Source organism: Oleiphilus sp. HI0067 (genome assembly GCF_001635735.1).
In genome coordinates this window covers 1-23,690 of the sequence record NZ_LWFI01000955.1, presented here as the reverse complement: position 1 = coordinate 23,690, position 23,690 = coordinate 1, and the positions used below count along the sequence as shown (strand labels likewise).

General features: G+C 44.7%; 28 protein-coding genes and 1 pseudogene. 23 read left to right on the top strand and 6 right to left on the bottom strand.

The genetic code is table 11. From position 1 onward, the window contains the following. Positions 1-15: 15 nt before the first annotated feature. Positions 16-531: a peptide deformylase gene (gene def / locus A3739_RS12140; RefSeq protein WP_068483225.1), complete on the bottom strand. Its 516-nt coding sequence runs from the start codon at positions 529-531 to the stop codon at positions 16-18. 224 nt (positions 532-755) lie between these two features. Here def and A3739_RS12135 point away from each other — a divergent pair, with 224 nt between their 5' ends. The 8 genes from A3739_RS12135 to A3739_RS12100 all read left to right on the top strand — a co-directional run bounded on the left by A3739_RS12135 (position 756) and on the right by A3739_RS12100 (position 7,349). After that, positions 756-1,784 (top strand): LysM peptidoglycan-binding domain-containing protein, encoded by a 1,029-nt coding sequence (locus tag A3739_RS12135; protein WP_068483308.1) that lies wholly within the window; start codon positions 756-758, stop codon positions 1,782-1,784. A 74-nt stretch (positions 1,785-1,858) separates the two neighbouring features. Continuing rightward, positions 1,859-2,977, top strand: a complete 1,119-nt coding sequence (gene dprA, locus A3739_RS12130) for a DNA-processing protein DprA (RefSeq protein WP_197472291.1) — start codon at positions 1,859-1,861, stop codon at positions 2,975-2,977. A 79-nt stretch (positions 2,978-3,056) separates the two neighbouring features. After that, positions 3,057-3,623 carry an L-threonylcarbamoyladenylate synthase gene (locus A3739_RS12125; protein WP_068476815.1) on the top strand — a complete coding sequence of 189 codons (567 nt, stop codon included), beginning with the start codon at positions 3,057-3,059 and terminating at the stop codon, positions 3,621-3,623. Further along, complete coding sequence (gene hemF / locus A3739_RS12120) at positions 3,620-4,531, top strand: oxygen-dependent coproporphyrinogen oxidase (RefSeq protein WP_068483314.1); 912 nt, start codon at positions 3,620-3,622, stop codon at positions 4,529-4,531. The genes A3739_RS12125 and hemF overlap by 4 nt, the downstream gene beginning before the upstream one ends. A 7-nt stretch (positions 4,532-4,538) precedes the next feature. Beyond that, a complete protein-coding gene (gene aroE / locus A3739_RS12115) occupies positions 4,539-5,366 on the top strand; it encodes a shikimate dehydrogenase (RefSeq protein WP_068483317.1) in 828 nt (275 codons plus the stop codon). Positions 5,367-5,396: 30 nt separating this feature from the next. Next, entirely contained in the window at positions 5,397-6,164 is a 768-nt protein-coding gene (locus A3739_RS12110; protein WP_068483321.1) for a MotA/TolQ/ExbB proton channel family protein, read from the top strand. A gap of 9 nt (positions 6,165-6,173) precedes the next feature. Next, positions 6,174-7,016, top strand: coding sequence for a flagellar motor protein MotB (locus A3739_RS12105; RefSeq protein WP_068483324.1), 843 nt, complete (start codon positions 6,174-6,176; stop codon positions 7,014-7,016). Between the two features lie 33 nt (positions 7,017-7,049). Then, positions 7,050-7,349, top strand: a complete 300-nt coding sequence (locus A3739_RS12100) for a PA4642 family protein (protein ID WP_068483328.1) — start codon at positions 7,050-7,052, stop codon at positions 7,347-7,349. A gap of 44 nt (positions 7,350-7,393) precedes the next feature. On the opposite strand, the gene A3739_RS12095 is transcribed toward A3739_RS12100, so the two are convergent. After that, a complete protein-coding gene (locus A3739_RS12095; protein WP_068483331.1) occupies positions 7,394-7,948 on the bottom strand; it encodes a gamma carbonic anhydrase family protein in 555 nt (184 codons plus the stop codon). A gap of 103 nt (positions 7,949-8,051) precedes the next feature. Here A3739_RS12095 and A3739_RS12090 point away from each other — a divergent pair, with 103 nt between their 5' ends. The 6 genes from A3739_RS12090 (at position 8,052) to A3739_RS12065 (ending at position 14,801) form a co-directional block, all read left to right on the top strand. Next, positions 8,052-10,073: a M3 family metallopeptidase gene (locus tag A3739_RS12090; RefSeq protein ID WP_068483334.1), complete on the top strand. Its 2,022-nt coding sequence runs from the start codon at positions 8,052-8,054 to the stop codon at positions 10,071-10,073. A 3-nt stretch (positions 10,074-10,076) separates the two neighbouring features. Continuing rightward, positions 10,077-10,322, top strand: a complete 246-nt coding sequence (locus tag A3739_RS12085; RefSeq protein ID WP_068475886.1) for a YheV family putative zinc ribbon protein — start codon at positions 10,077-10,079, stop codon at positions 10,320-10,322. 214 nt (positions 10,323-10,536) lie between these two features. Beyond that, on the top strand, positions 10,537-11,658 hold the full coding sequence (coxB, locus tag A3739_RS12080; RefSeq protein WP_068483416.1) for a cytochrome c oxidase subunit II: 1,122 nt from the start codon (positions 10,537-10,539) through the stop codon (positions 11,656-11,658). A gap of 8 nt (positions 11,659-11,666) precedes the next feature. Then, a complete protein-coding gene (gene ctaD / locus A3739_RS12075) occupies positions 11,667-13,256 on the top strand; it encodes a cytochrome c oxidase subunit I (protein WP_068483337.1) in 1,590 nt (529 codons plus the stop codon). Between the two features lie 19 nt (positions 13,257-13,275). Further along, a complete protein-coding gene (locus A3739_RS12070) occupies positions 13,276-13,851 on the top strand; it encodes a cytochrome c oxidase assembly protein (protein WP_068483340.1) in 576 nt (191 codons plus the stop codon). 59 nt (positions 13,852-13,910) lie between these two features. Beyond that, positions 13,911-14,801 carry a cytochrome c oxidase subunit 3 gene (locus A3739_RS12065; protein ID WP_068483344.1) on the top strand — a complete coding sequence of 297 codons (891 nt, stop codon included), beginning with the start codon at positions 13,911-13,913 and terminating at the stop codon, positions 14,799-14,801. An 8-nt stretch (positions 14,802-14,809) separates the two neighbouring features. On the opposite strand, the gene A3739_RS12060 is transcribed toward A3739_RS12065, so the two are convergent. Then, a complete protein-coding gene (locus tag A3739_RS12060) occupies positions 14,810-15,016 on the bottom strand; it encodes a twin transmembrane helix small protein (protein WP_068483347.1) in 207 nt (68 codons plus the stop codon). Positions 15,017-15,107: 91 nt separating this feature from the next. Between A3739_RS12060 and A3739_RS12055 the strand changes: the two genes are divergently transcribed. From A3739_RS12055 to cyoE, 4 genes are read left to right on the top strand one after another with little or no spacing between them, the layout of a single operon-like run. Continuing rightward, positions 15,108-15,884: an SURF1 family protein gene (locus tag A3739_RS12055; RefSeq protein WP_156493079.1), complete on the top strand. Its 777-nt coding sequence runs from the start codon at positions 15,108-15,110 to the stop codon at positions 15,882-15,884. A 24-nt stretch (positions 15,885-15,908) separates the two neighbouring features. Next, positions 15,909-16,508, top strand: coding sequence for a hypothetical protein (locus A3739_RS12050; RefSeq protein ID WP_068483353.1), 600 nt, complete (start codon positions 15,909-15,911; stop codon positions 16,506-16,508). 10 nt (positions 16,509-16,518) lie between these two features. Then, positions 16,519-17,562: a heme A synthase gene (locus A3739_RS12045; protein ID WP_156493078.1), complete on the top strand. Its 1,044-nt coding sequence runs from the start codon at positions 16,519-16,521 to the stop codon at positions 17,560-17,562. Positions 17,563-17,579: 17 nt separating this feature from the next. After that, positions 17,580-18,494, top strand: coding sequence for a heme o synthase (gene cyoE, locus A3739_RS12040; RefSeq protein ID WP_068483358.1), 915 nt, complete (start codon positions 17,580-17,582; stop codon positions 18,492-18,494). 61 nt (positions 18,495-18,555) lie between these two features. Here the strand turns inward: cyoE and A3739_RS30870 are convergent, their stop codons facing one another. The 3 genes from A3739_RS30870 to A3739_RS12025 form a co-directional block, all read right to left on the bottom strand. Then, positions 18,556-18,774 carry a hypothetical protein gene (locus A3739_RS30870; RefSeq protein ID WP_231876576.1) on the bottom strand — a complete coding sequence of 73 codons (219 nt, stop codon included), beginning with the start codon at positions 18,772-18,774 and terminating at the stop codon, positions 18,556-18,558. A gap of 201 nt (positions 18,775-18,975) precedes the next feature. Further along, a complete protein-coding gene (locus A3739_RS12030; RefSeq protein ID WP_068483362.1) occupies positions 18,976-20,304 on the bottom strand; it encodes a hypothetical protein in 1,329 nt (442 codons plus the stop codon). 111 nt (positions 20,305-20,415) lie between these two features. Further along, entirely contained in the window at positions 20,416-20,910 is a 495-nt protein-coding gene (locus A3739_RS12025) for an exonuclease domain-containing protein (RefSeq protein WP_197468887.1), read from the bottom strand. A 172-nt stretch (positions 20,911-21,082) separates the two neighbouring features. Between A3739_RS12025 and queC the strand changes: the two genes are divergently transcribed. From queC to A3739_RS12000, 5 genes and pseudogenes are all read left to right on the top strand, one after another. Beyond that, entirely contained in the window at positions 21,083-21,739 is a 657-nt protein-coding gene (gene queC / locus A3739_RS12020) for a 7-cyano-7-deazaguanine synthase QueC (protein WP_068483367.1), read from the top strand. Next, a complete protein-coding gene (locus A3739_RS12015) occupies positions 21,739-22,542 on the top strand; it encodes a symmetrical bis(5'-nucleosyl)-tetraphosphatase (RefSeq protein ID WP_068483370.1) in 804 nt (267 codons plus the stop codon). Before queC ends, A3739_RS12015 begins: the two co-directional genes overlap by 1 nt. Before the next feature lie 35 nt (positions 22,543-22,577). Beyond that, on the top strand, positions 22,578-22,988 hold the full coding sequence (locus tag A3739_RS12010) for a DUF423 domain-containing protein (protein WP_068479599.1): 411 nt from the start codon (positions 22,578-22,580) through the stop codon (positions 22,986-22,988). A 7-nt stretch (positions 22,989-22,995) separates the two neighbouring features. Continuing rightward, positions 22,996-23,196, top strand: coding sequence for a sulfur carrier protein ThiS (thiS, locus tag A3739_RS12005; protein WP_068479597.1), 201 nt, complete (start codon positions 22,996-22,998; stop codon positions 23,194-23,196). A gap of 9 nt (positions 23,197-23,205) precedes the next feature. Continuing rightward, positions 23,206-23,690: pseudogene (locus A3739_RS12000) on the top strand (thiazole synthase); the annotation flags it as partial.

Here is a 23,690-nt window from a genome sequence, read left to right as displayed (position 1 = left end):
CTCGGCTTGTTCGATTTACGAGGCAGAGGCTTGCGCTTTCTGCTGCTTTTCTAGCTTTTTCTTGATGCGCGTGCGTTTAAGTTTGCTTAAGTAATCAATGAATAGCTTGCCATTCAAATGATCCATTTCATGTTGGATGCAAACCGCAAGTAAGCCAGTTGCTTCGAGTTCGAAAGCTTCGCCCTCACGATTTAAAGCCTTGATTAGCACATGCTCGATGCGCTCCACATCTTCATAATATCCTGGCACAGACAAACAGCCTTCCTGCATTTTTTCAGGGTCACCCTCTAATACGGTGACTTCAGGATTAATAAAAACATGTGGCTCAGATTTATCTTCAGAAAGATCCATCACGATAAGCTGAATGTGTTGATCGACCTGAGTCGCCGCTAAGCCAATTCCTGGTGCGTCGTACATTGTTTCAAACATATCGTCGATCAGAGTTTGAATCTCTGGAGTCACTTGTTCAACCGGCGCCGCGATCTTGCGTAATCGAGGGTCCGGATATTCTAATATTTCGAGTAATGCCATAGGTTTATGTATGCTTCTTAAAGATGAATGCTCAAATTGTGGTGTATATCACGAATACGCTGCTAGTATTATCTAATAGAAAGCTAATTTAGTACAAATTGCTCAAGCCTCATCTATAGTTTTTTAATGAAGTAGAGCGAAGTAACTGTATTGGCAGTGAAATAGTGTGCGAGTAGAAACGCGTGCTCTACGTATTTGTGAATGATAATAGTTATAGGCAAATCATGATTTCTAAGTTTTTTGTTCGCTGTGCAGCGGTTTTCTTTTTAAGTTTCCAGCTTGCGGCGGCGCCAGAGTTTACGGAAGACTATCCAGAACGCTATACCGTTGTGAAGGGTGATACCCTTTGGGATATATCAGAACGATTCTTGAAGTCTCCGTGGTTATGGCCTGAGGTATGGCATGCGAATCCTCAGGTAGCGAATCCACATCTTATTTATCCTGGCGATGTGATTGGCTTGATTTATATCGATGGTCAGCCGCGCATAACTACTTTGAAAGAAGGTCCTAATAATGGGGTTAAAAAATTAAGCCCTCAGGTTCGTTCGACGCCAATTGAAACGGCTATCCCTACTATTCCGCTTGATGCGATAGCGAGCTTTCTTTCGACAAATCGTATTGTGACAGCGGAAGAGCTAGAAGCGGCGCCATATATCTTGTCAGGTAAAGAAGACCACTTAATTACTGGCGCCGGTGACCAAGTGTTTGCGCGTGGTGATGTGAAAGGTGAAAACTCAGTTGGTGTTTTTCGTAAGAGTGAGCAATATGTTGATCCAGACTCTAAAGAATTTTTGGGTTTAGAGGCGAAGTCAATTGCGACGGCAGAAGTGGATGCGGTGCAAGGTGAAGTAATTACTTTGACCGTTCAGCGCTCAAGCGAAGAGTTACGTATTGGTGATCGCGTATTGCCGACGGATGATCGCGTGATCAATTCTACATTTACTCCGAGCAAGCCAGATGGTGATATTCGTGGCAAGATGATTGCTGTTGAATCTGGCGTGGGCAACATCGGTCAGTATAACGTTGTTGTAGTAAACCGTGGCGCAAGAGAAGGCATCAAAGAGGGCAACGTACTCGCTGTGTATAAGTCTGGCGGTATAGTACGAGACCCTTACACTCAAGAACGCATTGAACTGCCTTCAGAACGAGCGGGTTTGATGATGATTTTCAGAGTCTTTGATAAGCTTAGTTACGGCTTGATACTACGCGCAAATCGTCCATTGAAAATTATGGATGAAGTTCGTACTCCGTAAGATAGTATCTGGAAATACAATAAATGATGAAGCCACCTCTTAGGTGGCTTTTTTGATCAAGGATGATCGAAAAAATGTCTATCTCTTCTGAGGCACGCTTGTGTCTCGCACTCTCTCAAATTCAAGGCTTTGGCCTGAAGCAATTTCATTTGCTGCGTGAGCAGTATGGTAATCCTTCATCATGGCGAAAGTTAAGCTTCGATGCGTTGAACCAATGTATCAGTAAGCCCAAGGTTTCTAGCGCAGTGCTAGATTGTCTCGCTCAGGCTGACCATTCTTTAAATCATGTTAGTGATTGGTTGAAGCAAGACGGTTGTTCCGTTGTTTGCTATTTCGATAGTCCTTACCCTGAAGTATTGCGCCAGATACACTTAGCGCCTGCATTACTCTATTTGAAAGGAAATATAGGCTTACTAAATCATCAAAATATTGCGGTGGTCGGTTCACGGAAGCCTAGTCTGCAGTATGCAGACATTGCACAAGAATATGCGTTTCATTTGGCTAAATCAGGCATGTCGATCGTCAGTGGTTTGGCTCTCGGCGTAGATACAAAAGCACATCTTGGGGCGCTTGCGGCGCAAGGGAATACGATTGCTGTACTAGCGACAGGAATAGATCGTTGCTACCCCGCTAAAAATAAAGATTTATATGAGTTGATTGCCCAGGAGGGATTGCTTGTTTCAGAAATGCCAATGGGTAGTGCGCCTCTTCGTCATAACTTTCCCAGGCGAAATCGTATTGTGTCCGGCTTATCACGTGCGGTCTTAGTTGTCGAAGCGGGCATAAAAAGCGGTTCGTTGATCACTGCGCGTTATGCGATTGAGCAGAACAGAGATGTTTATGCTGTACCGGGCTCTCCTAAGTCACTAAATAGCCAAGGCTGTAATTATTTGATTAGAGAAGGTGCGCGATTAGTTGGATCTATTGAAGACCTGATCATTGACTTACATAAAGACTTGAACGTGAGTGGCCTTACATTAAAAGGGGTTGCGGATTCGGCCCACGATGAGGCGCAAAATGTGAGCGATGCAGCGCAATTGGTTCTCAGTGCAGTAGGGAGTGATACGATCAGCTTTGATGATTTATTTGAGCGTTTAGAGATGAGTTTTGAACACTTATCCGAGCACTTATTAGAGCTAGAGTTAGCTGGGCTGATCAGTTCCGTTTCTGGTGGTTATCAGCTAGGTTCTTAAGTAGAATGCCCCTCGTTTTTAGATCGACTGTTTCGTTCATGCAACAGCATTAATGATTGATATTTAAAGAGGGATCCTCATGCAAAGAGCATTTGATTGGAAAGCTAGTCTAGCCGCCGAGGTCATGCAATTGGGAGGCGTTGTGGCTTATCCTACCGAGGCTGTTTGGGGCTTAGGTACTGATCCATATCAAGAACGAGCTGTTAAAAGGATTCTTACATTAAAGCAGCGACCACAAGAGAAAGGCTTAATTCTAATTTCAGGCCAAGCAGAGCATTTTCTTCCGTATCTTGAAGGCTTGCCAGAAGAGTTAGTTCGACGTTTCTTTACACAGCAAGACCGACCAACGACTTGGCTCGTGCCAGATATCCATAATCGGGTTCCACCATGGGTGAAAGGCGAACATTCATCAGTAGCAATGCGGTTAACAACGCACCCTCCATGTGTTGCCTTATCGAAACATTTTGGCGGGGTAGTTGTGTCAACTTCAGCTAATCCAGCAAGCAAACTTTCCGCGATGAGTTTAAGTGAGGTTCACAATTACTTTCGCGGTCGTCTAGAGTTTTGTTATCAAGCGTCACTTGGTGGTGGACAAAGTGCTTCTCAGATCAAGGATCTTGAGTCAGGAAAGGTGTTGCGCGTATGAATATGTTAGAGCAAGTAAAAGCGTATCTATTGGATTTACAAGATCGCATTTGTGCCGACCTTGAGAGAGCGGATGGCCAAGCACGTTTCGTTGAAGATGCATGGACACGTGAAGGTCGCCTCGGGGGCGGTGGTCGAACGCGAGTAATGAATGATGGCGCTGTTATTGAGAAAGGTGGTGTGAACTTTTCTCATGTACAGGGTGATCAGCTGCCTCCCGCGGCAACGGCCTCTCGACCCGAACTAGCAGGTTGTTCTTACCACGCAATGGGTGTCTCGTTAGTGATTCACCCTCACAACCCTTATATTCCCACCTCTCACGCGAATGTTCGGTTCTTTATTGCGGAGAAGGAAGGGGCAGAACCTATTTGGTGGTTTGGTGGTGGCTATGATCTGACGCCGTACTATCCATTCGAAGAAGATTGCATCCATTGGCACGAAACCGCAAAGGCAGCTGCTGACCCTTTTGGCGAAAACGTATACGACGAACATAAGCGCTGGTGTGATGAGTATTTTTATTTAAAACATCGTGAGGAAACACGCGGTGTTGGCGGTTTATTTTTCGATGATTTGAACGAATGGGGCTTTGAGCGTTCTTTTGCTTATATGCAAGCGGTAGGTGATAGCTACACAAAAGCTTATGTCCCAATTATTCAGAAACGAAAAGACCATGAATATGGTGAGCGCCAACGTGACTTTCAATTATATCGCCGCGGTCGCTATGTTGAGTTCAATTTAGTGTTTGATCGTGGGACATTGTTTGGTTTGCAGTCGGGCGGACGAACAGAATCAATTTTGATGTCACTACCTCCGCTTGTTAAGTGGGGATACAACTGGCAAGCAGAAGAGGGCTCAGAAGAAGCGCGACTTAATGCATTTTTATCGCCACGAGATTGGTTGAAGGGGTAGTACAAATATGGATCGTTATGCGGTGATTGGAAATCCAATTGAACACAGTAAATCCCCATTTATTCATGCCCAGTTTGCGAATAAAACTGGCGAACAGCTTGTATATGAGCGAATCTTGGGCCGTATCGATGCTTTTGAGGAAGACGTAAAAGACTTCTTTTCAGACGCTAATAACAAAGGTTTAAACGTAACTGTTCCATTCAAAGAAAAAGCCTTTGCAATGTGTGACGTTCTCAGTCCTCGGGCTCAAATTGCCGAAGCGGTAAATACGCTCTACATGAAAGATGGCAAACTTTATGGCGACAATACCGATGGGTGCGGGCTAGTACGAGATATTCAAGAGAATTTTCAGGTCTCGTTGGCAGGAAAGCGCGTCTTACTGATTGGTGCAGGGGGGGCATCTAAGGGTGTTTTACTCCCGATTCTTGAGGCAGCTCCAAGTCAGTTGGTAGTTAGCAACAGAACTTTTTCTAAAGCTGAACAGCTTGTCGGCCGATACAAACAAAGACCTGAAATTGTTGCATGCGGTGCAGAGTTAACAGCAGAGAGTTTTGACGATTTATCGAGTGCATTTGATCTGGTGATCAATGGAACTTCTGCTAGCCTTTCAGGAGAGCTTCCGAAAATTTCTTCTGAGATCTTTTCAAGCGAAACGCATGTTTACGACATGATGTACGGGGACCAAGAGACGGTCTTCAATTGTTGGGCCAAAGACAGCGGCGCAACAATGACCATGGATGGTTTAGGTATGCTTGTAGAACAGGCGGCGGAAGCATTTCGTGTGTGGCGAAATGTTCAACCTAATACCGCGCATTGTATTGCAGCACTACGATAACGATCGGCATAAAACGAAAGCAGGTAAAGTATGGATTTAGCGACCCTGATAGGGATGCTAGCTGGTGCGGCAGTTATTATCGGCGCAATTTTGCTGAACTCCAGCATTTTGGATTTCGTCAATATCCCAGGTCTAGGGATAGTGATTGTTGGCACACTGTTTATCACCTTGATCAAGTTCCGTTTAAGTACGATTGGCGATGCTTTTAAGCTCGCATTTTCGACTGTCTTTATGGATAAAACGGAAAACCCAGTAGTCTTGATTGGGCAGGTGCGCGAATTAGCAACTGTTGTTCGTAAAGAGGGCATTCTCGGTCTTGAAAACGTAGAGATCGAAGATGAATTCTTGAAGAAAGGTATAAGCCTTTGTATTGACGGTCACCCACCAGAGTTTATCGAAGAGATTCTGATTCAAGATCTGAGTCAGCGTACTGAGCGTTACGAGACGGCTGAAAAAGTATTTAAAGGAATGGCGGAAACTGCGCCAGGAATGGGGATGCTTGGAACGCTAGTGGGTCTCGTTCAGATGTTGAATGCGATGTCTGACCCGTCTTCTGTTGGTCCTGCGATGGCTGTGGCCTTGTTAACAACCTTCTATGGGGCATTTATTGCACAGTTGATTGCTATTCCATGCGCCGAAAAATTAGGCATGAAAGCGACCGAAGAAGAGCGCAATATGTTGCTCGTCGTCACGAGCGTACAAAACATTTTGAAAGGCCAGAATCCGAAAGTGATTGCAGAGGTCTTATCTTCGTTCTTGTCTCAAAAGCAGCGTGAAGCTGTGTCTGAGGAAGAGTAAGCTCGAGCAATGGCTGCGCTACCTCAGAAAAAGAAAAAGCAAGAGAGCTCTGGGGGTTGGATAGTCACCTTTGCCGATCTCATGTCATTGCTGCTCACCTTTTTTATCTTGCTGCTCAGTTTTTCCAAAATGGATCTTCATAAGTATGAAATGATGGCGCAATCGATGGCTGAATCGTTTGGTGTGTCGTTCCTTGATGGTTCGGGTAAAGCCGGGGGCGAGATTATCTTTGCTGAAGAGCCGCCGATTTCACCTCCAGTGGAGGAATTAAACCAAATAGAACAAGATTTTGAAGAATTCGAAGAAGAGTCAGGTACGGAAGAGCTTGAGATGCTGGATCGCTCTGAAGGAGACTCTGAGGTTGTCAGTATTGACCCCAATATTGAACAACTCACAGAAACACTTGTTGAAGAACTTGAAACAGAAATTGTTTCGAATGCTCTGAACGTTAGCTTTGATTCTGAAAAGGTGGTTGTTCGGTTCTCTGAAGAAGCGACGTTTACCTCGGGTAGTGAAGAAATCAAAGACGATATGTTTCCGATTCTCGAGAAAATTGAGAATGTTTTGGCCGCTTGCCAAGGGCAGATTCTGGTTTCTGGTTATACCGACGACTTACCTGTGACATCAAATCGCTTCCGTTCAAACTGGGATCTGTCAGCTGGGCGTGCAGTGAGTGTTGTACATCAGCTTATATTTAATAATAAAATTGACGCTAACAGAGTGATTGCGGCGGGTCGTGCCGAAACGAACCCTCTAGTACCTAATGATTCACCTGAAAACCGTGCGAAGAATCGCCGTGTCGAAATTAGTATTTATGATCCAGAGTGCCAGTCGTTAGGTATCGACTTCTAGCTTTGGATATAGCAGTAGTTTTAGGAGAAAGTTATGAGTGGTGGTCCAAGCCAACCAAAAGTTGAAGGCGAGCAGTGGGACGATGAGCGTATCAAAGGGTTTCTTGCCTTAGAGCCTAGAGATGAAATGAACGCAGACTATCATGTATTGAAAGAAGCATATCAGTATATGACGCCAGAATTTTTTGCGCGCTTTGTTCCGTTTTTTGTGGAAGCAGGCCGTGATATCAATGCTAAGAATCCAGAGCAAAAATCACTACTTCAGCGCATCCAGAGCTATGGTAAGGCTGCACCATATAAAGCAGTCCTAGAAGCAAATGGAGCCGTGTACTAAGCGCCTCCCCGTGAAGTTAAAAAGCGACCAATTGGTCGCTTTTTTTATATGAGTTTCTGTGACTTTAAGTCGTCTAGGTGTTTGTTTTTGAGATTGACGTAGTTATTAGCGCTGTAGGTAAAAAACTTGCGCTCTTTTTCTGAAATTTCGCGTACCTTTTTGGCGGGGCTTCCTCGATAGACAAACCCAGATTCAAGCGTCTTTCCTGGTGCAACGATGCTTCCAGCGGCCACCACAACATCATCTTCGACAGTTGCGCCGTCCATAATAATGGCCCCCATACCAACGAGTACTCGATCGCCTATGGTGCAGCCATGTAAAAGCGCTTTGTGACCGATAGTCACATCCTCTCCGATAGTTAAGGGGTAGCCATCTGGATTGAATGGGCCGGCATGTGTGATATGTAATACAGAGCCATCTTGCACACTGGTTCGAGCGCCTATTCGAATACGATGCATATCTCCTCTAATCACAGCCATAGGCCATACCGAGCAATCATCACCGAGGTGAACATCTCCAAGTACAAGTGCACTAGGGTCGACAAATACATCATTGCCAAGCTTGGGGGAGTGTTCTACATAACTACGGACTGATTTCATGGCTTTCTTCTATACTTTGTGAATTGTTACAGAGAAGATTGTTGCGATTATGTTTCAATTGCTCTTCTCATCATTCCGTCAATATTGTTCTAGGCCGACCTGAATGTCTACAGCCCTTTTGCAGGAACAACAGCTTCCAGCTTTTGAAACGTATTCCGTTTCAGATTTCCGCCCCGCATTAGAAGCGTTAATGTCACAATTCAATAATCTGCTTGAGAAAGTATGTGCTCAACAAGAATCTAGTTGGGATGAAACGGTCGCTCCGCTCAGTGATTTGAGTCGCAAGATTGATCACGTTTGGTCGATCGCTTCGCATCTAAAAGCGGTCGCCGATAGCGAAGAATTGCGTGCGGTTTATAAAACGCTGTCAGAGGAATTGAGTGCTTTTTATTCCGCTGTTGCCCAGAACAAAGAATTGTACTCTCGTTATCTTGCTGTCTCAGAACAAAGTGGTCTTAATGCCTCTCAGAAAAAAGTCTTAGAAAATAAGTTGCGTAGCTTTCGCTTGAGTGGTGTTGCATTAGAAGATGATGCCAAAGCTGAATTCAAAGCACTTAATCAGAAACTTGTAGGCCTTAGTAATCGTTTTTCTGAAAATGTACTCGATTCATCGCAAGCGTGGTCATTACATATCGTTGATGCAGAGCGATTAGCAGGTGTGCCTTCATCAGTCATTTCTCGTTTAGAAGAAAGAGCTAGAGATAAGGGCTATGAAACTGGTTACCTCTTGGGTTTGGATCTCACTCTTTATTTGCCCGTGATGCAGTATTGCGAGGATAGAGATCTCAGAAAAGTTTTGTATGAAGCGTTTATTACCAGAGCTTCAAATCAAGGGCCGCATGATCTCTCTCACGCGAATGAAGAACTAATGCGTGACATTATGGATGCACGTTTACGTAAATCTGAATTATTAGATTTGGCTTCGTATGCAGACTTATCGGTGCAAACGAAGATGGCTGAATCGCCGCAGCAGGTCCTCGATTTTTTATACGATCTTCATGAGAAAGCTAAGCCTCTTGCGGAGAAGGAGTTTGTTGAGCTGACAGCTTATGCAAAACAGAAATTCGGATTGGCTGAGCTAGCTGCATGGGATGTACCGTTTGTGACGGAGACCTTGCGTAAGGAACGATTTGATGTCGATCAGGAATTACTACGCCAATATTTCCCTTTGCCAACGGTTTTAAGTGGCTTGTTTGAAGTACTAAAGCGCGTTTTCGGTGTTGAGCTTGAAGAGCAAGAAGGGGTAAGTACGCCAGTCCCCGATGCGCGCTGTTTTAAAGTTTTGCAAAATGGTCAAGCCTTGGCGTATATCTACATGGATTTGTATTCGCGTGATGGAAAACGTGGCGGCGCATGGGTAGGTACATGTCATAAATTGACAGAGTTCGACAAAGAAGAGCCTTTATTACCTGTTGCGTATTTGGTCTGTAATTTTGCTGCGCCGAGTGACGGAAAGCCAAGTTTGCTGACACATTCCGACGTCGTAACCTTATTCCATGAATGCGGTCATGCAATGCACCATTGCTTGACTAAGATTTCTTATCCTGAGATTTCTGGGATCGCTGGTGTGCCTTGGGACGCTGTTGAGTTGCCGAGTCAATTTCTGGAAAACTGGTGCTGGCAGCCCGAAGCGCTCGAGTTTTTGTCGTCACATGTCGATGACAAGGAGAGCTTGCCTGACGCATTGATTGAAAAGATGATGAAAGCCAAGAGCTTTATGGCTGGAATGCAGACTGTTCGTCAATTGGAATTTGGCTTGTTTGATTTCTGTTTACATCATGAATATCAAAAGGATAAAACCGATATACAAGGGCTACTAGAACGCACGCAAGCAGATATATCCGTTGTGCCTGTTCCATCATTCGCACGTTTTGCTAACGCGTTTACGCATATTTTCGCAGGCGGTTATGCGGCGGGTTATTACAGTTATAAGTGGGCAGAGCTGTTGTCTGCGGATGCTTTCTCAGCCTTTGAGGAAGAGGGCGTGTTCAATCAGCAGACTGGCCTGCGCTTTAGAAACGAAATACTAGAATGTGGTGGTTCGCGTGATGTAGGCGAGATGTTTGAGTCGTTTAGAGGTAGAATGCCTAGCTCTGAAGCTTTGCTCAAACAAATGGGTGCTTAAACCATGACAAAACGTTTTATAGCGGGTGCAGTTTGTCCGCGTTGCGGAGAAATGGACCGCCTCGTATCTTTTCAAGAAAATGGCAAAACGGTTCGCGAGTGTGTGGCTTGTGGTTTTACAGAAGCACTCGTTGCAAATGTTTCGCCGGATGAATTAAAAACACGCGTTAATCAATTTGAAGAACCTACCGAACAAGAAGAAGTGAGCGTTGTAAAATTGCTCGACCCTCAAGATTTGATCAAAAAGTAAACAAAACTTTCGTGTCGCAAAGCACTGTTCGAAAAAAAAGCTCAAAAAAAGAACAAAAAAGGCCTAAAAGGCGTTGCGATTTCAAAATGCAGCTCGCTATACTCAAAGGGCAATAAAAATAAATCCAACTGTTACTTGAGCTTCTTTGAAGTAGTTAAGTAGTTAGTAGTAGGAAGCCTCACAGGAACAAAAATAATAATCTGTGGAGACCCGTATGCGATCACGCCTAGTAAAGGCGCTGAGTCTGCTGCTGTCTGCAATTTATGCAGCGGATGTAAGCGCAGAGTATGGATTGAATATGCCTCGCGGAGTGACGGACATTAGTCACTCAGTCTATGACTTGCACATGACCATTTTTTGGATTTGTGTGGCAATTGGTGTCGTAGTGTTTGGGGTGATGTTCTATTCGATCTTTAAGCACCGTAAGAGTAAAGGCGCGGTAGCTTCGAATTTTCATGAAAATACCACGATAGAAATTATTTGGACGATCGTTCCTGTAATTATTCTGGTTGTCATGGCAATTCCAGCGACCAAAACACTTGTTGAAATGTACGACACTAGTGATGCTGATGTGGATATCAAAATCACTGGCTACCAATGGAAATGGCGTTACGAGTATTTGGGCTCAGGGGTCGATTTCTTCAGCAACATGTCCACACCCAAAGAAGAAATCTATAACGCACAAGAGAAAAACGAAAATTATCTATTAGAAGTAGATAACGAGCTCGTTGTGCCGGTTGGTAAAAAAATTCGCTTCTTAATTACGGCAAATGACGTGATTCACTCATGGTGGATTCCTGATTTTGCGGTTAAAAAAGATGCCATTCCTGGTTTTATTAATGAGAGCTGGACACGTATTAATGAGCCGGGAGTATATCGCGGTCAATGTACAGAGCTCTGCGGTAAAGATCACGGCTTTATGCCTGTTGTCGTGCGTGCAGTCGAACAATCCGAATACGATGATTGGCTTGCACAAAAACAAGAAGAAGCAAAAGCGGCAGCAGAACTTGCCAAACTCACCTTCACCTTAGAAGAACAGATGGAACGCGGAGAAAAAGTATACGCGACCAACTGCGCAGCGTGTCACCAACCGAATGGGCAGGGTATTCCTCCGGCGTTCCCAAGCCTTGTAGGAACAGAGATCGCTACAAAACTGCTGGATAAGCATATTGAGGTTGTTGTTGATGGTGTTGCTGGCTCGGCTATGCAAGCTTATGGTGGGCAATTGAGTGAGGTTGATATTGCTGCAGTTATTACTTACGAGCGCAATGCGTGGGGTAATGACACCGGCGACAATGTTTCTGCCAAAGACATCGTTGACTATAAAAATAAATAGGAGGGCTTATGAGCGCTGTAATCGACAATCCGTCTCATGACGATCATGAGCACCATGGTCCAACGAAAGGTATTGCGCGTTGGCTATTTACTACCAACCATAAAGATATTGGTTCGATGTACTTGTGGTTCAGTTTTGCGATGTTTCTTGTGGGCGGTTGTATGGCACTCACTATCCGAGCAGAACTCTTTCAACCAGGTTTGCAATTAGTCGAACCCGAGTTTTTCAATCAGATGACCACGATGCACGGTCTGATCATGGTGTTCGGCGCCGTTATGCCTGCTTTCGTAGGTTTGGCGAACTGGATGATCCCAATGATGGTTGGTGCGCCTGATATGGCGCTGCCTCGCATGAACAACTGGAGCTTCTGGATTCTACCTTTTGCTTTTGGCTTATTGTTAAGCACGTTATTCATGGAGGGCGGTGCGCCAAACTTTGGTTGGACATTCTATGCGCCCTTATCGACGACTTATGCTCCAGATACCGTGACATATTTTATTTTTGGCGTTCATATGATGGGTATCTCATCCATTATGGGGGCGATTAACGTGATTGCGACCATTTTGAATATGCGCGCCCCAGGTATGACCTTAATGAAAATGCCATTGTTTGTATGGACATGGTTGATTACCGCATTCTTGCTGATTGCTGTCATGCCGGTCTTGGCAGGTGTTGTGACAATGATGCTGATGGATGTTCACTTCGGAACTAGCTTCTTTGATGCGGCTGGCGGTGGTGACCCCGTATTGTTCCAGCATATTTTCTGGTTCTTCGGTCATCCTGAGGTATACATCATGATTCTCCCTGCGTTCGGAGTCGTGAGTCAGATTATTCCTACATTTTCGCGTAAGCCACTTTTTGGTTATCATTCCATGGTTTATGCGGTCGCTTCAATTGCGATTTTGTCGTTCGTTGTATGGGCTCACCATATGTTCACTGTGGGGATGCCTCTCGCGGGTGAACTGTTCTTTATGTATGCAACGATGTTGATCGCAGTGCCGACGGGTGTGAAGGTCTTTAACTGGATCACGACGATGTTCCGAGGTTCACTCACCTTTGAAGCGCCGATGTTATTTTCAGTCGCATTTGTTGTGCTGTTTACCATTGGTGGTTTTTCGGGATTGATGTTGGCGATAGCGCCGTCTGACTTCCAGTACCACGATACTTACTTTGTGGTCGCGCATTTCCATTATGTGTTAGTTCCCGGGGCAATCTTTGGGATATTTGCCGCAGTCTACTATTGGCTTCCTAAATGGTGTGGGCGTATGTATAGCGAGCCACTCGCTAAAGCACATTTTTGGTTGTCGTTTATTGGTATGAACTTGGCGTTCTTCCCGATGCACTTCCTTGGGCTCGCTGGTATGCCTCGACGTATTCCCGATTATGCACTTCAGTTTGCTGACTTTAATAGTATCTCTTCTGTTGGCGCATTTATTTTCGGGGCGACGCAGTTGCTGTTCTTGTATTTGGTGATTAAAGCCATCCGCAGTGGTGAACCTGCAACGGATCAAGTATGGGAAGGGGCTGAGGGGCTAGAGTGGACAGTGCCGTCACCAGCGCCATACCACACTTTCTCAACTCCACCTGAGGTGAAGTAAGTCATTAGGGAGCCTTCATATGCAAAATCAAAATACAAAAAGAACAGTAGTGAAGTCCGTATTCGCGGTTGTCGCGATGTTTGGTTTTGGTTTTGCCTTGGTTCCTTTGTATGACGTGTTCTGTGACATTACAGGATTGAACGGAAAAACGTCTGGTCCTTATTCGGAAGCGAAAGCTCAAGCTCAAGAGAGGGACGAATCGCGTCAGGTGCGTGTGCAGTTCATTACTCAAAACAACGAGAGTATGCCGTGGGAGTTTAAGCCCGTGGATTATCAAGTTGAGGTGCATCCAGGTGAAATCATAGAAGTCGATTTCTATGCAAGAAACCCAACATCTAATCCAATGGTTGCTCAAGCTGTTCCGAGCTTGTCCCCGTCCGAGGGAACAGACTATTTTCATAAAACCGAGTGTTTTTGTTTTACACGACAATTACTCAAAGCAGGCGAAGAAGTTTTGATGCCTTTACGTTTCGTCGTCGACGAGGCCTTGCCCGATCATTTAGGTACATTGACTTTGTCTTACACCTTATTTGATCAAACAGAGACGCTCGACCCAGAAGAATTAGAAGAAACAACAACACAAGCAGCACTATAAAAATTTATCAGACGTCCGCGAGCGGTTAAGCGCGTCTTTATGAGATAAGGAGTCTAAGAATGAGTGCAGAAACAAGCTATTACGTTCCAGCGCAGAGTCGCTGGCCTATTGTTGCAACAGTAGGACTTTTCTTAACGGTCGTTGGTGCTGGCAGCGTGATGAACGCGAGCTCTGCTGGTGAATCGACCGGTATGTCTTGGCTAACCTTTATGATAGGCGCATTGATCATGGCCTATATGCTTTTTGGTTGGTTTGGGCACGTCATCCAAGAGAGTCAACAAGGTCTTTACAGTGAGCAAATGGATCGATCTTTCCGCTGGGGGATGAGTTGGTTTATCTTCTCAGAAGTGATGTTTTTTGCGGCCTTTTTTGGCGCTTTGTTTTATATCCGAGTATTGGCTGTCCCATGGATCGGCGGAGAGGGCGCGAATACCTCAACAGGCGAGTTGTTATGGCCTGAGTTTGAGGCGACTTGGCCATTAATGGTGAACCCAAATAACGAGTTATATCCAGGGCCGAGCGCATTGATTAGTCCTTGGGGAATTCCGTTACTTAATACTGCTTTATTGGTGGCTTCGAGTGTCACGATCACGATTGCGCATCATGCGTTAAAAGATGGGGATCGTGGCAAATTAACCTTGTGGTTGGGTGCGACCATTGCCCTAGGCGTCGTGTTCTTATACTTCCAAGGTTATGAATATGTGCATGCCTATAATGACCTCGATCTGACCTTGTCTTCTGGGATTTATGGCACGACCTTCTTCTTATTGACGGGTTTTCACGGTGCACACGTAACGCTTGGGACTCTAATGTTGATCATTATGTTTTTCAGAGTGCGTAAAGGCCACTTCGATAAAGCAAATCACTTTGGCTTCGAAGCGACAGCATGGTACTGGCACTTCGTCGACGTGGTGTGGTTAGGTTTATTTTTCTTGGTTTATATTCTGTAGCAAGAGACTTAAACAGGGGATGGGTTGAGCTGAAGCTCACCCGTCCATAAAGCAATAGCAACAACAATAACAAGTAATACAGCAAGCCCAACTCGAACAGTTAAGGAGTTGGCTAAACGTTTTGATTTGCCATCGTCTTTAATCAAAAAGACTAGACCGCTGAACAAGCTAATGATGGCGCCGAGCAATATGAGTCCGATAAGAATTTTAAGCATTTGGTTTCTTCTTATTGTATGAGTGCATTGAGTTTAACGCGCTCAGATTAGGAATCAAAGCTGTTATAAATCTGAGGTAGTGGTGAAGGTAATGGCGATTGCGGAGAGTCTCCCAGAGACCACCAAGGGGCAGCAGTTTAAAGCTAAGCGACCGCTTATATTTATTTGGTTGTTTGTAGCGGTGTTTCTTCCGCTTATGCTGTCTTTAGGACATTGGCAATTAGATCGTGCAGATCAAAAACAGCAAAGAGCAGAGATACTGACACTACAATCTCAACTTCCTCTGCGAACTTATCCCTCTAACGATCCTATCAAATTATTCGAACCTAGATTGATTCAGGGCCATTTTACTGGGCAACACTTTTTGCTTGATAACCGCCAATATCAAGGAAAAGTGGGGTATGAACTGGCCAGTGTTTTCGCTTTAGATTCGGGCGGATCTTTATTGGTGAATCAGGGGTGGATAGCGGCACCAAAATATAGAGACAAGCTGCCAAAAGTTAGCAGTATTGTAACTCCTCAGTCTTTGACAGGATATTTCTACTGGACAGAAAAATCGTTGCCCGTTTGGAATGAAGATGCCGAGTTTGGAGAGAAAAGTATATGGCGTGTTCAGTCACTGAACATGGAAAAAATACGAGAACTGAGTGCCGCTGATTTAGTGGAGAATTCCGAATTTAGGCTACTACATCGAGTCCCATTCGCGTCCGACATTGGCGCGACAATAGATGCGCCAGATTTGTATTGGAATTACCAGTCGCAAACACCCGATAAACACACTGGTTATGCGTTTCAGTGGTTCGCGATGTCGTTTGCTTTAGTGATACTGGCACTATGGGCGACATACAAATTAATACCAAGAACATAACAACAAGAAGTAGGGAGTATAAGAATGAGTGAATCGTCGGTATCGTTTGAACAAACTAGAAGAAAAAGCCAACTTAAATTGATTGGTATTTTTTGTGTGGCCGGAGTGCCAGTCATGCTCGCAATGCTCATGTATTTTGGCAGTGTCGCTATTCCGACAGGCAAAACAAATAAAGGCCAATTATTAACCCCGACCTTAAATCTCAATAGCTTTGGATATCAACAAAATGCCAAAGGGTTTTATCCCGAAACAGATGGTAAGTGGTTGATCGTACAAACAGGCTCGGGAGAGTGCACTTTGGAGTGTCAGGATCTTGCGCATACCGCAAGACAAGTGAATATATTGATGGCGCGCGAACAAGAGCGTGTGGCACGAGTGTTGTTATCCACCCAAGCAGAGCAAACGCAAGACTTACTCGCGGCAGATTATCCACAGTTGTCAGTGAAGAGTGTTGATGAGTCAGCGCTAATTGAGCTCTATAAACAGGCAGACACAAGCAAAACGTGGAACTTATGGGTGAGTGATCCGCTGGGTAATGTCATTCTTCGCTACGACTCAACTAATAGTGGCTACGATCTCAAAGACGATTTGAAGAAGTTATTGAAACTCTCAAACATTGGTTAATGGGAGAGAGATGATGTACCGCAGAGTCATTAATAGAGTTGCTATTGGCGCGACGTTTTTAGCTAGTGTTGTGGTTATGCTGGGCGCTTGGACTCGTCTGGTTGATGCAGGTCTTGGTTGCCCAGACTGGCCGGGTTGTTATGGTTTTCTTACTGTGCCAGAGACGCCTGAAAAAATTGCGATCGCCGAAATGCGCTTTCCTGATGCGCCAGTAGAGGTCGATAAAGGCTGGCCTGAAATGATTCATCGTTATTTTGCGAGTCTCTTGGGGTTCGTCCTTCTATGTTTGTCTGTGTACGCTATTAGTGTGCGCGCCAAAATTTCAGGAACGGCGAAAGAAGAGGCTTTACCATATGGGCATATTTTTGGTTTGCTAGCGCTCGTCATCTGCCAGGGCATGTTTGGTATGTGGACGGTCACACTAAAGTTATGGCCGCAAGTTGTAAGTGCGCATTTATTAGGAGGGTTTGCGACCCTATCACTGCTCTTTTTATTGGTGTTGAGAACGAGGCGTGAGCGCGGTGACTCGGATACTGAGCTAAAGAAAAAAGGAACTTCTGTTGGGAAGAAAGCTGCACTTATAGGGCTAATACTGGTCGTTATACAAATATTTTTAGGTGCGTGGACCGCATCGAATTACGCCGCGCTCGCGTGTGGGGATGAACTACCGACATGTCAGGGTAGTTTTTGGCCGGATATGGATTTCGGGAAAGGCTTTGATTTAACGCAAGAAGTCGGCCCCAATTATTTGGGAGGAACGATGGACAATGAGAGTCGTGTCGCGATACAGGTTACACATCGTGTTGGGGCGATTGTCTTGTCAGTGTATTTGATATGGATGGTGTTTGTGCTTTGGCGCCAGAATCACGCATCTTCCATTCGTAATGCCTTATTGCTGATGTCTGCAGTGCTCGTCGTGCAGTTTGGTTTAGGTTTAAGTAATGTGATCTTATTGGTTCCATTGGCTATTGCAGTTGCGCATAATGCTGTAGGTGCTTTGTTGTTGTTAAGCATGATGAACCTCAATTATCAGATATATCGCCTACAAAAATAATAAGGCGGGAGGACGTAATGAAAACAACAGTGTCAGTAAGCACGAGTTCAGCGAGTGCTTCTTGGAAAGACTATCTAGAACTCTGCAAACCTAAAGTGGTTGCCCTCATGCTGCTAACTAGCGTCGTGGGTATGCTCCTAGCGACATATAGCTTGCCATCGTGGGAAGCTCTTATATTGGGTAATCTAGGGATTGCGTTGATGGCGGGATCCGCTGCGGCAATCAATCATGTCGTTGATCAACGCATTGACGTGCACATGTCGCGTACCAAGAAACGCCCGATCGTGCAGGGGAAAGTAGATAGTGCATCTGCACTTATCTTTGCGGCATTAATTGGCAGCATCGGGATGCTGGTATTAATGGTCTGGGTGAATGCCCTGACGGCCTGGTTAACCTTAGCTTCATTAATCGGCTATGCATTAATTTATACGATGTATCTCAAGCGTGCTACTCCCCAGAATATTGTGATTGGTGGTTTGGCAGGCGCTGCGCCTCCTCTGTTAGGTTGGACTGCTTCAACAGGTTATTTGGATCCTCATGCCTTATTGCTCGTGCTCATTATCTTCGCGTGGACGCCCCCGCATTTTTGGGCCTTAGCGATTCATAGAAAAGAAGAATATGCACAGGTTGGCATACCTATGCTCCCAGTCACGCATGGAGAGTCATACACTAAGTTGCACATTTTGCTATACAGCGTGATCTTGTTGTTAGTAACTATTCTTCCGTACTTGACGGGTATGTGCGGAGAGATTTATTTAGTTTCTGCAGTGTTACTTGGCTTGCGCTTTATTCAGTGGTCTGTGCGCATGATTCGAAATCATCATAAGCATGATGCGATCAATACTTTTAAATTCTCGATCACTTATTTGATGCTGTTGTTTGTTGCGTTATTAGTTGATCACTATACATGGCCAATGATGGTCGCCATGTAATTTGGTTTGTGTGGAGGGCCGAGGGTTTCATTGCCATCTCTGTCCTCCACCAAAGATTCCTCTAAAACTCGTTTTGAGCTTCCAGGATTACCAAAATATTCGACAGGATGTCGCGCATATCTATGAGCGTTTTTGTTCTCGGAATTAAGTTGCTTAAACGTTGTTCTAGCTCCTCTACCTTCGGCACGATGCGACGAATTCCTTCAGTGATAAATTCATAGGGGTAGTGATGGTCTTGTATGCTGAGCTTATTAAGTTCGCCAATCTCTAACAAGAACATGCTGTGTATATCGTAAATGAAGTCTTTGTCTGTGATCGATGAGGCTTCTCAGTAAGCGTCATCTAGTAACTCACTAAAGCTCATGAATTCATTAATGGTATGGGCAATGGATGGGGTCGACACGGAATTCTTCCTCTTAGTTAGCCTTGGCCTCGCTAGATTAACTATAGCAGAGGCCAGAAGAAGCATTGCGTTAGATGATTATGGGATGGCGGATGCCGTGCCCTGATATGTATATAGTGGGGTTGGTTCGCTATCGATAATTTGTAAACCGTTTTCATCAAGAACCGGTTGGCCGTCAGCATCGGTTTGGTAGGTGATGTCGTAATTGGTGTCAGGCACAAATGTTAAGCGCACGCCTTCTGCCGCCGTTTTATCTGGATCGATCAAAGCTAAAGCATCGAGTACAGCTTGTTTCTCGCAATCCGTTGGGTTCTCAATAACCGTTGTGCCATCGGAAGCATAGATCGCTTCGTTATAGGTAGAGCCGTAAATGCGGACCTCTCCTTTAAACATGTCTCTAAGATCTACCTCAACACGCAAACGACGCAGTCCCGTGTGTGTGCTGTTTAGATCAAAACTATAGTCGGAGAACTTATTATTTTCTGACGCGCCACACTCTGCTGCCACTTCAGGCACAGTGGATGGAACTCGTGTTGGAATGCCTACAGCACAATCATCATAGGTTGTCGATGACACGTTATTTTCGTCAGCGACGGTCGTTGGATCGGTATCACAGTAGTCATTCTGATAATCGATCAATAGTTGACTCAGTTCTGTATCGGTCGCTTCATCAAATGAAAATCTAGCAAATTCTTTGTCATCGTCAGGGTGGTTGACGATCGCTTGTCGAACTTCTGGTTTGATGTAGTTGACGGCATCGTAGTCGCTTCCTTTTACTTGGAAGAATCCGCTGTATTGCGCGCGGTCACGTGTCTGGATGTCATCGAGTAAGGTTTCGCTGGTGTCGAAAATGACAGACTGTCTCACGAGTTGCGTAAACGGACTGTATTCAATTGTGACTTCGCCAAAACCAATTTCCTTGAGTTCTGGATCGTCACTGTCGATAAAACGAATATTGCGGTTCGTGAATGTACAAAAGTCATCATCATCAATCGTGGCTTGTTTCACTCTCTGACGAATGCTATCAAATGCCGCTTCGGTAAGTACTAATTGCTCAAAGAAATCGAGTTGGTTGGTTGCGCTCGTGACTACTGAACCATCGTCTTCGTAATTGAGAAATTCATTAACGAGTCTTTTTATTTCAGTCAGTGCATCGCTCTCTTCCGCAGTTAATGTTTCCATTGGATCGGCGAACATCGTATTGATTGCGGTGTTTAAATAGAGTTGGTATGCGTTGGGGTCAGTATTGGCATCGACTTTATAGCGGTCTGCTCTAGGAACTGGAAAAGCAATATCTAGAGCTTGCCCTTCGGCACATTTTTGAGCAGTAGTTTGGAACGCTGGATCACAGGCGCTTAACAATAAAGCTGAACAGAGTGTTGCACTCAGCTTAAAGACTTGTTGCATATAGGGTACTCACGCACTTCATTTAGATTTTAAAGACTGCGCGAGTGTACCATCTTATACACGCATATTCTGCGTGTGATGGGTGATATTTGAATTGAAATGTGCGCTAGATCAGCTCTGAATCAAACGCTTGAAGGTCTCGTGTAAGATCAGTGCATCATTTGATGCGCGATGACGTAATAAATCCATGTCATTGATGGCTTGGTTATGGACGTCTTGCCACTTCGAAACTTGGTCTGCATCAAGCAAGGCGCTAATAGATTCAATTTGAAAGCTGTGTTTGATCCCTGAAGCTTTAAACAAGCGGTGAAGCCAAAAGCTATCAAAGGTCCACGCGTCACAATAAACAAAGTGATCACCTAAGAGCTCATTGAGTTCTTGCGCTACTTGATCGCAGTCTTGTCCGTTTTTTTCGAGCTCATCTCGACTGATCCCATGAATCTTAGCCGCTTTGCCAGACCAATCCTTCCAAAGTACATGAGGCTTAATGAGCCATGAGTGAGTGTCACCGTTAGGCATGCAAATGCCCACTTCAATTGGGTAGCTCGCAATAAGATCAAGGCTGGAGGCCTCAAAGTCGATAAATATAGGATTAACTGCTGTCATAATGGGCTGCGCTTAAAAAACTTTTGCTATGGTAGCCAGTGTTTAACATGCTCGCAATTGATCGTAGAAGATATATTCGAAAACTGCGAAGTGAACGCATCGGTATAGTAAGTTTTGATTGCGGAACAATATTCACAAGCTAGAATGCAGACCGAGCAATAAGGAGTGAACTATGAGTGATAAAATTGTCGTGATTTATTCTGGTGGAATGGATTCGTTTACCGTTCTCCATGACGCAGTAAGGACGGGTAAACAAGTTTATGCGGTTTCGTTTAATTATGGGCAAAAACATTCAAAAGAGCTGCATTACGCGCAAAAGGTGTGTGATGAGTTAGCTATCCCTCACAAAATCGTCGACATCACGGCTATCCATCAATTATTACTCGGATCTTCACTCACAGATGATATTGAAATTCCTGACGGGCATTATGAAGAAGAGAGTATGAAATCTACCATGGTGCCGAATCGGAACATGATCATGATTTCTCTCGCTGTCGGTTATGCAGTATCAATCGGTGCCGGTTTTGTTTACTACGGTGCGCATAGTGGTGATCATGCGATTTATCCTGATTGTCGTCCTGAGTTTGTCCAAAAAATGGCAGATGTGGCGCGTATTGCTAATTATGAGCCAGTCGAGATTGTTGCGCCGTTTCTTAACTCGTCTAAAGGAGAGATTTTAGCGCAAGGCCTCAAATATGATTTGGACTATGGCAAGACTTGGACTTGCTACAAAGGCAAAGAGAAAGCGTGTGGAAAATGTGGCGCATGCCAAGAACGTTTGGAAGCTTTTGAACTTAATAATGCGATTGACCCATTGAGTTATGAGTAATGACTAGATATGCAATGGGGGATCTACAAGGCTGCTACATTCAGTTTCAGGCTTTATTAGATAAGCTTGCGTATAGTCCTTCGCGCGATGAGTTATGGCTGGCCGGGGATCTCGTCAATAGAGGGCCTGACTCCCTATCCTGTTTGCGATTGGCGAGAGACCTCGAAGCGAGAATTGTTTTAGGGAACCATGACTTACATCTTTTAGCTTGTTACTATAGTGAGCACTTACTAAAGCGAAAAGATACTTTGCGCGAGATATTTGAGGCTAATGACTGTGACGATTTAATGGAATGGTTGCGCAAACAGCCCCTTGTACAAGTAGACGACGATAAAAAGCTTTTCATGAGTCATGCTGGCTTGCCGCATATTTGGAAAGTAAAAAAAGCAAGAAAATACGCCCAAGAAGTGCATGAAATATTAGCTGGCAATGATAAGAAAGCCTTGAGCTCTTACTTCAGTGAAATGTATGGCAACGACCCTGATGTTTGGGATAGAACTCTTACAGGGCAAACCCGACTGAGGGTGATTACAAACTACTTAACGCGCATGCGCTTTGTTGATCAAAATGGTCGTTTAGATTTTTCAGTAAAAGAAGGTGTCGATAAAACACCTCATGATTTTAAACCTTGGTTTGCATACCCAGTTACGCATAAGTGGGTAACAATTTTTGGTCATTGGGCTGCGCTAGAGGGGCATACTGGAAGCCGACAGTTTCAAGCGATTGATACAGGCTGTGTCTGGGGTGGCAGTCTAACTGCATTAAATATCGATACGTTTGAGCGTGTCAGTGTCGAGGCTTGAAGTAAGCCAAATACGGATAAGAATTACAACGAAACATGAATCGTCTTTCATCAACTTTGCTAGCGATTAGCTTTCTGTCAGCAGGTTTGTCTGTAGCTTTAGGTGCGTTTGCCGCACATGCTTTAAAGTCCAGATTAAGTGAACGCATGTTAGAAGTGTTTCAAACTGGTGTTGAGTATCAGTTTAATCATTCGCTTGGGCTTATGGTGTTGGCGCTTTTGTTGACGCAGACGTCTGACTCGCTTGCTGGGAAAGCGCTGCAAAGAGCATCGGCATTAATGATCGCTGGTGTATGTCTATTTAGCGGAAGTTTATATGTATTGGCTGTTTCGGGAGTAAGATCTTGGGGCATGGTAACGCCAGTTGGTGGCGTTTTGTTGATAGCTTCTTGGCTTGTTGCGGCTTATGCAATGTATCGGATGAAGACTAAGAAACTCGGAGAGTGATTCTTTAATGGAAATTATGCTGAATGGTGAAGCTTTCCAATGTGATGATAACGCAACACTTCAAGATATCGCGAAAGCCATGTCGTTAGTTGGAAAACGTTACGCCATAGAGTTGAATAAAGAAATTGTGCCTAAAACTGAACATGAACACACGACGTTAAGTACGGGTGACATCGTTGAAGTGGTGCAAGCAATTGGTGGGGGTTAATCAGTGACAATGAATCAAATAGATACGGGTGTTCTGGAGGTTGCTGGCAAACGTTACGGAAGTCGTTTGTTGGTAGGAACAGGAAAGTATAAAGACCTTGAAGAAACACGTATTGCAATCGAAGCAAGTGGCGCAGAGATCGTTACGGTAGCGGTTCGAAGAACGAATATCGGCCAGAATCCTGATGAACCCAATCTATTAGAAGTTATATCTCCTGAGAAATATACGATCCTTCCCAATACGGCTGGCTGCTATAACGCGGAAGATGCCGTACGGACTTGCAGATTAGCGCGTGAGCTTCTTGATGGACATGATCTAGTGAAGCTTGAGGTGCTTGGCGATCAGAAGACGCTTTACCCAAATGTGGTCGAAACATTGTCGGCGGCAAAGACCTTGGTCAAAGATGGCTTTAAGGTCATGGTCTACACAACAGATGATCCTTTGATCGCTAAAGAGCTAGAAGAGATTGGTTGTGTGGCGGTGATGCCACTAGG

Coding starts and splice junctions, on each gene's coding strand:
- A3739_RS12025 (WP_197468887.1), bottom strand. CDS start 20,910: ATGACAGCAGTTAATCCTATATTTATCGACTTTGAGGCCTCCAGCCTT.
- A3739_RS12095 (WP_068483331.1), bottom strand. CDS start 7,948: ATGAAATCAGTCCGTAGTTATGTAGAACACTCCCCCAAGCTTGGCAAT.
- A3739_RS12125 (WP_068476815.1), top strand. CDS start 3,057: ATGCAAAGAGCATTTGATTGGAAAGCTAGTCTAGCCGCCGAGGTCATG.
- A3739_RS12045 (WP_156493078.1), top strand. CDS start 16,519: ATGATGTACCGCAGAGTCATTAATAGAGTTGCTATTGGCGCGACGTTT.
- aroE (WP_068483317.1), top strand. CDS start 4,539: ATGGATCGTTATGCGGTGATTGGAAATCCAATTGAACACAGTAAATCC.
- A3739_RS12015 (WP_068483370.1), top strand. CDS start 21,739: ATGACTAGATATGCAATGGGGGATCTACAAGGCTGCTACATTCAGTTT.
- A3739_RS12110 (WP_068483321.1), top strand. CDS start 5,397: ATGGATTTAGCGACCCTGATAGGGATGCTAGCTGGTGCGGCAGTTATT.
- A3739_RS12100 (WP_068483328.1), top strand. CDS start 7,050: ATGAGTGGTGGTCCAAGCCAACCAAAAGTTGAAGGCGAGCAGTGGGAC.
- A3739_RS12105 (WP_068483324.1), top strand. CDS start 6,174: ATGGCTGCGCTACCTCAGAAAAAGAAAAAGCAAGAGAGCTCTGGGGGT.
- hemF (WP_068483314.1), top strand. CDS start 3,620: ATGAATATGTTAGAGCAAGTAAAAGCGTATCTATTGGATTTACAAGAT.
- cyoE (WP_068483358.1), top strand. CDS start 17,580: ATGAAAACAACAGTGTCAGTAAGCACGAGTTCAGCGAGTGCTTCTTGG.
- A3739_RS30870 (WP_231876576.1), bottom strand. CDS start 18,774: ATGTTCTTGTTAGAGATTGGCGAACTTAATAAGCTCAGCATACAAGAC.
- A3739_RS12030 (WP_068483362.1), bottom strand. CDS start 20,304: ATGCAACAAGTCTTTAAGCTGAGTGCAACACTCTGTTCAGCTTTATTG.
- A3739_RS12070 (WP_068483340.1), top strand. CDS start 13,276: ATGCAAAATCAAAATACAAAAAGAACAGTAGTGAAGTCCGTATTCGCG.
- dprA (WP_197472291.1), top strand. CDS start 1,859: ATGTCTATCTCTTCTGAGGCACGCTTGTGTCTCGCACTCTCTCAAATT.
- A3739_RS12090 (WP_068483334.1), top strand. CDS start 8,052: ATGTCTACAGCCCTTTTGCAGGAACAACAGCTTCCAGCTTTTGAAACG.
- A3739_RS12060 (WP_068483347.1), bottom strand. CDS start 15,016: ATGCTTAAAATTCTTATCGGACTCATATTGCTCGGCGCCATCATTAGC.
- A3739_RS12085 (WP_068475886.1), top strand. CDS start 10,077: ATGACAAAACGTTTTATAGCGGGTGCAGTTTGTCCGCGTTGCGGAGAA.
- thiS (WP_068479597.1), top strand. CDS start 22,996: ATGGAAATTATGCTGAATGGTGAAGCTTTCCAATGTGATGATAACGCA.
- A3739_RS12010 (WP_068479599.1), top strand. CDS start 22,578: ATGAATCGTCTTTCATCAACTTTGCTAGCGATTAGCTTTCTGTCAGCA.
- queC (WP_068483367.1), top strand. CDS start 21,083: ATGAGTGATAAAATTGTCGTGATTTATTCTGGTGGAATGGATTCGTTT.
- A3739_RS12065 (WP_068483344.1), top strand. CDS start 13,911: ATGAGTGCAGAAACAAGCTATTACGTTCCAGCGCAGAGTCGCTGGCCT.
- A3739_RS12055 (WP_156493079.1), top strand. CDS start 15,108: ATGGCGATTGCGGAGAGTCTCCCAGAGACCACCAAGGGGCAGCAGTTT.
- A3739_RS12050 (WP_068483353.1), top strand. CDS start 15,909: ATGAGTGAATCGTCGGTATCGTTTGAACAAACTAGAAGAAAAAGCCAA.
- A3739_RS12135 (WP_068483308.1), top strand. CDS start 756: ATGATTTCTAAGTTTTTTGTTCGCTGTGCAGCGGTTTTCTTTTTAAGT.
- def (WP_068483225.1), bottom strand. CDS start 531: ATGGCATTACTCGAAATATTAGAATATCCGGACCCTCGATTACGCAAG.
- coxB (WP_068483416.1), top strand. CDS start 10,537: ATGCGATCACGCCTAGTAAAGGCGCTGAGTCTGCTGCTGTCTGCAATT.
- ctaD (WP_068483337.1), top strand. CDS start 11,667: ATGAGCGCTGTAATCGACAATCCGTCTCATGACGATCATGAGCACCAT.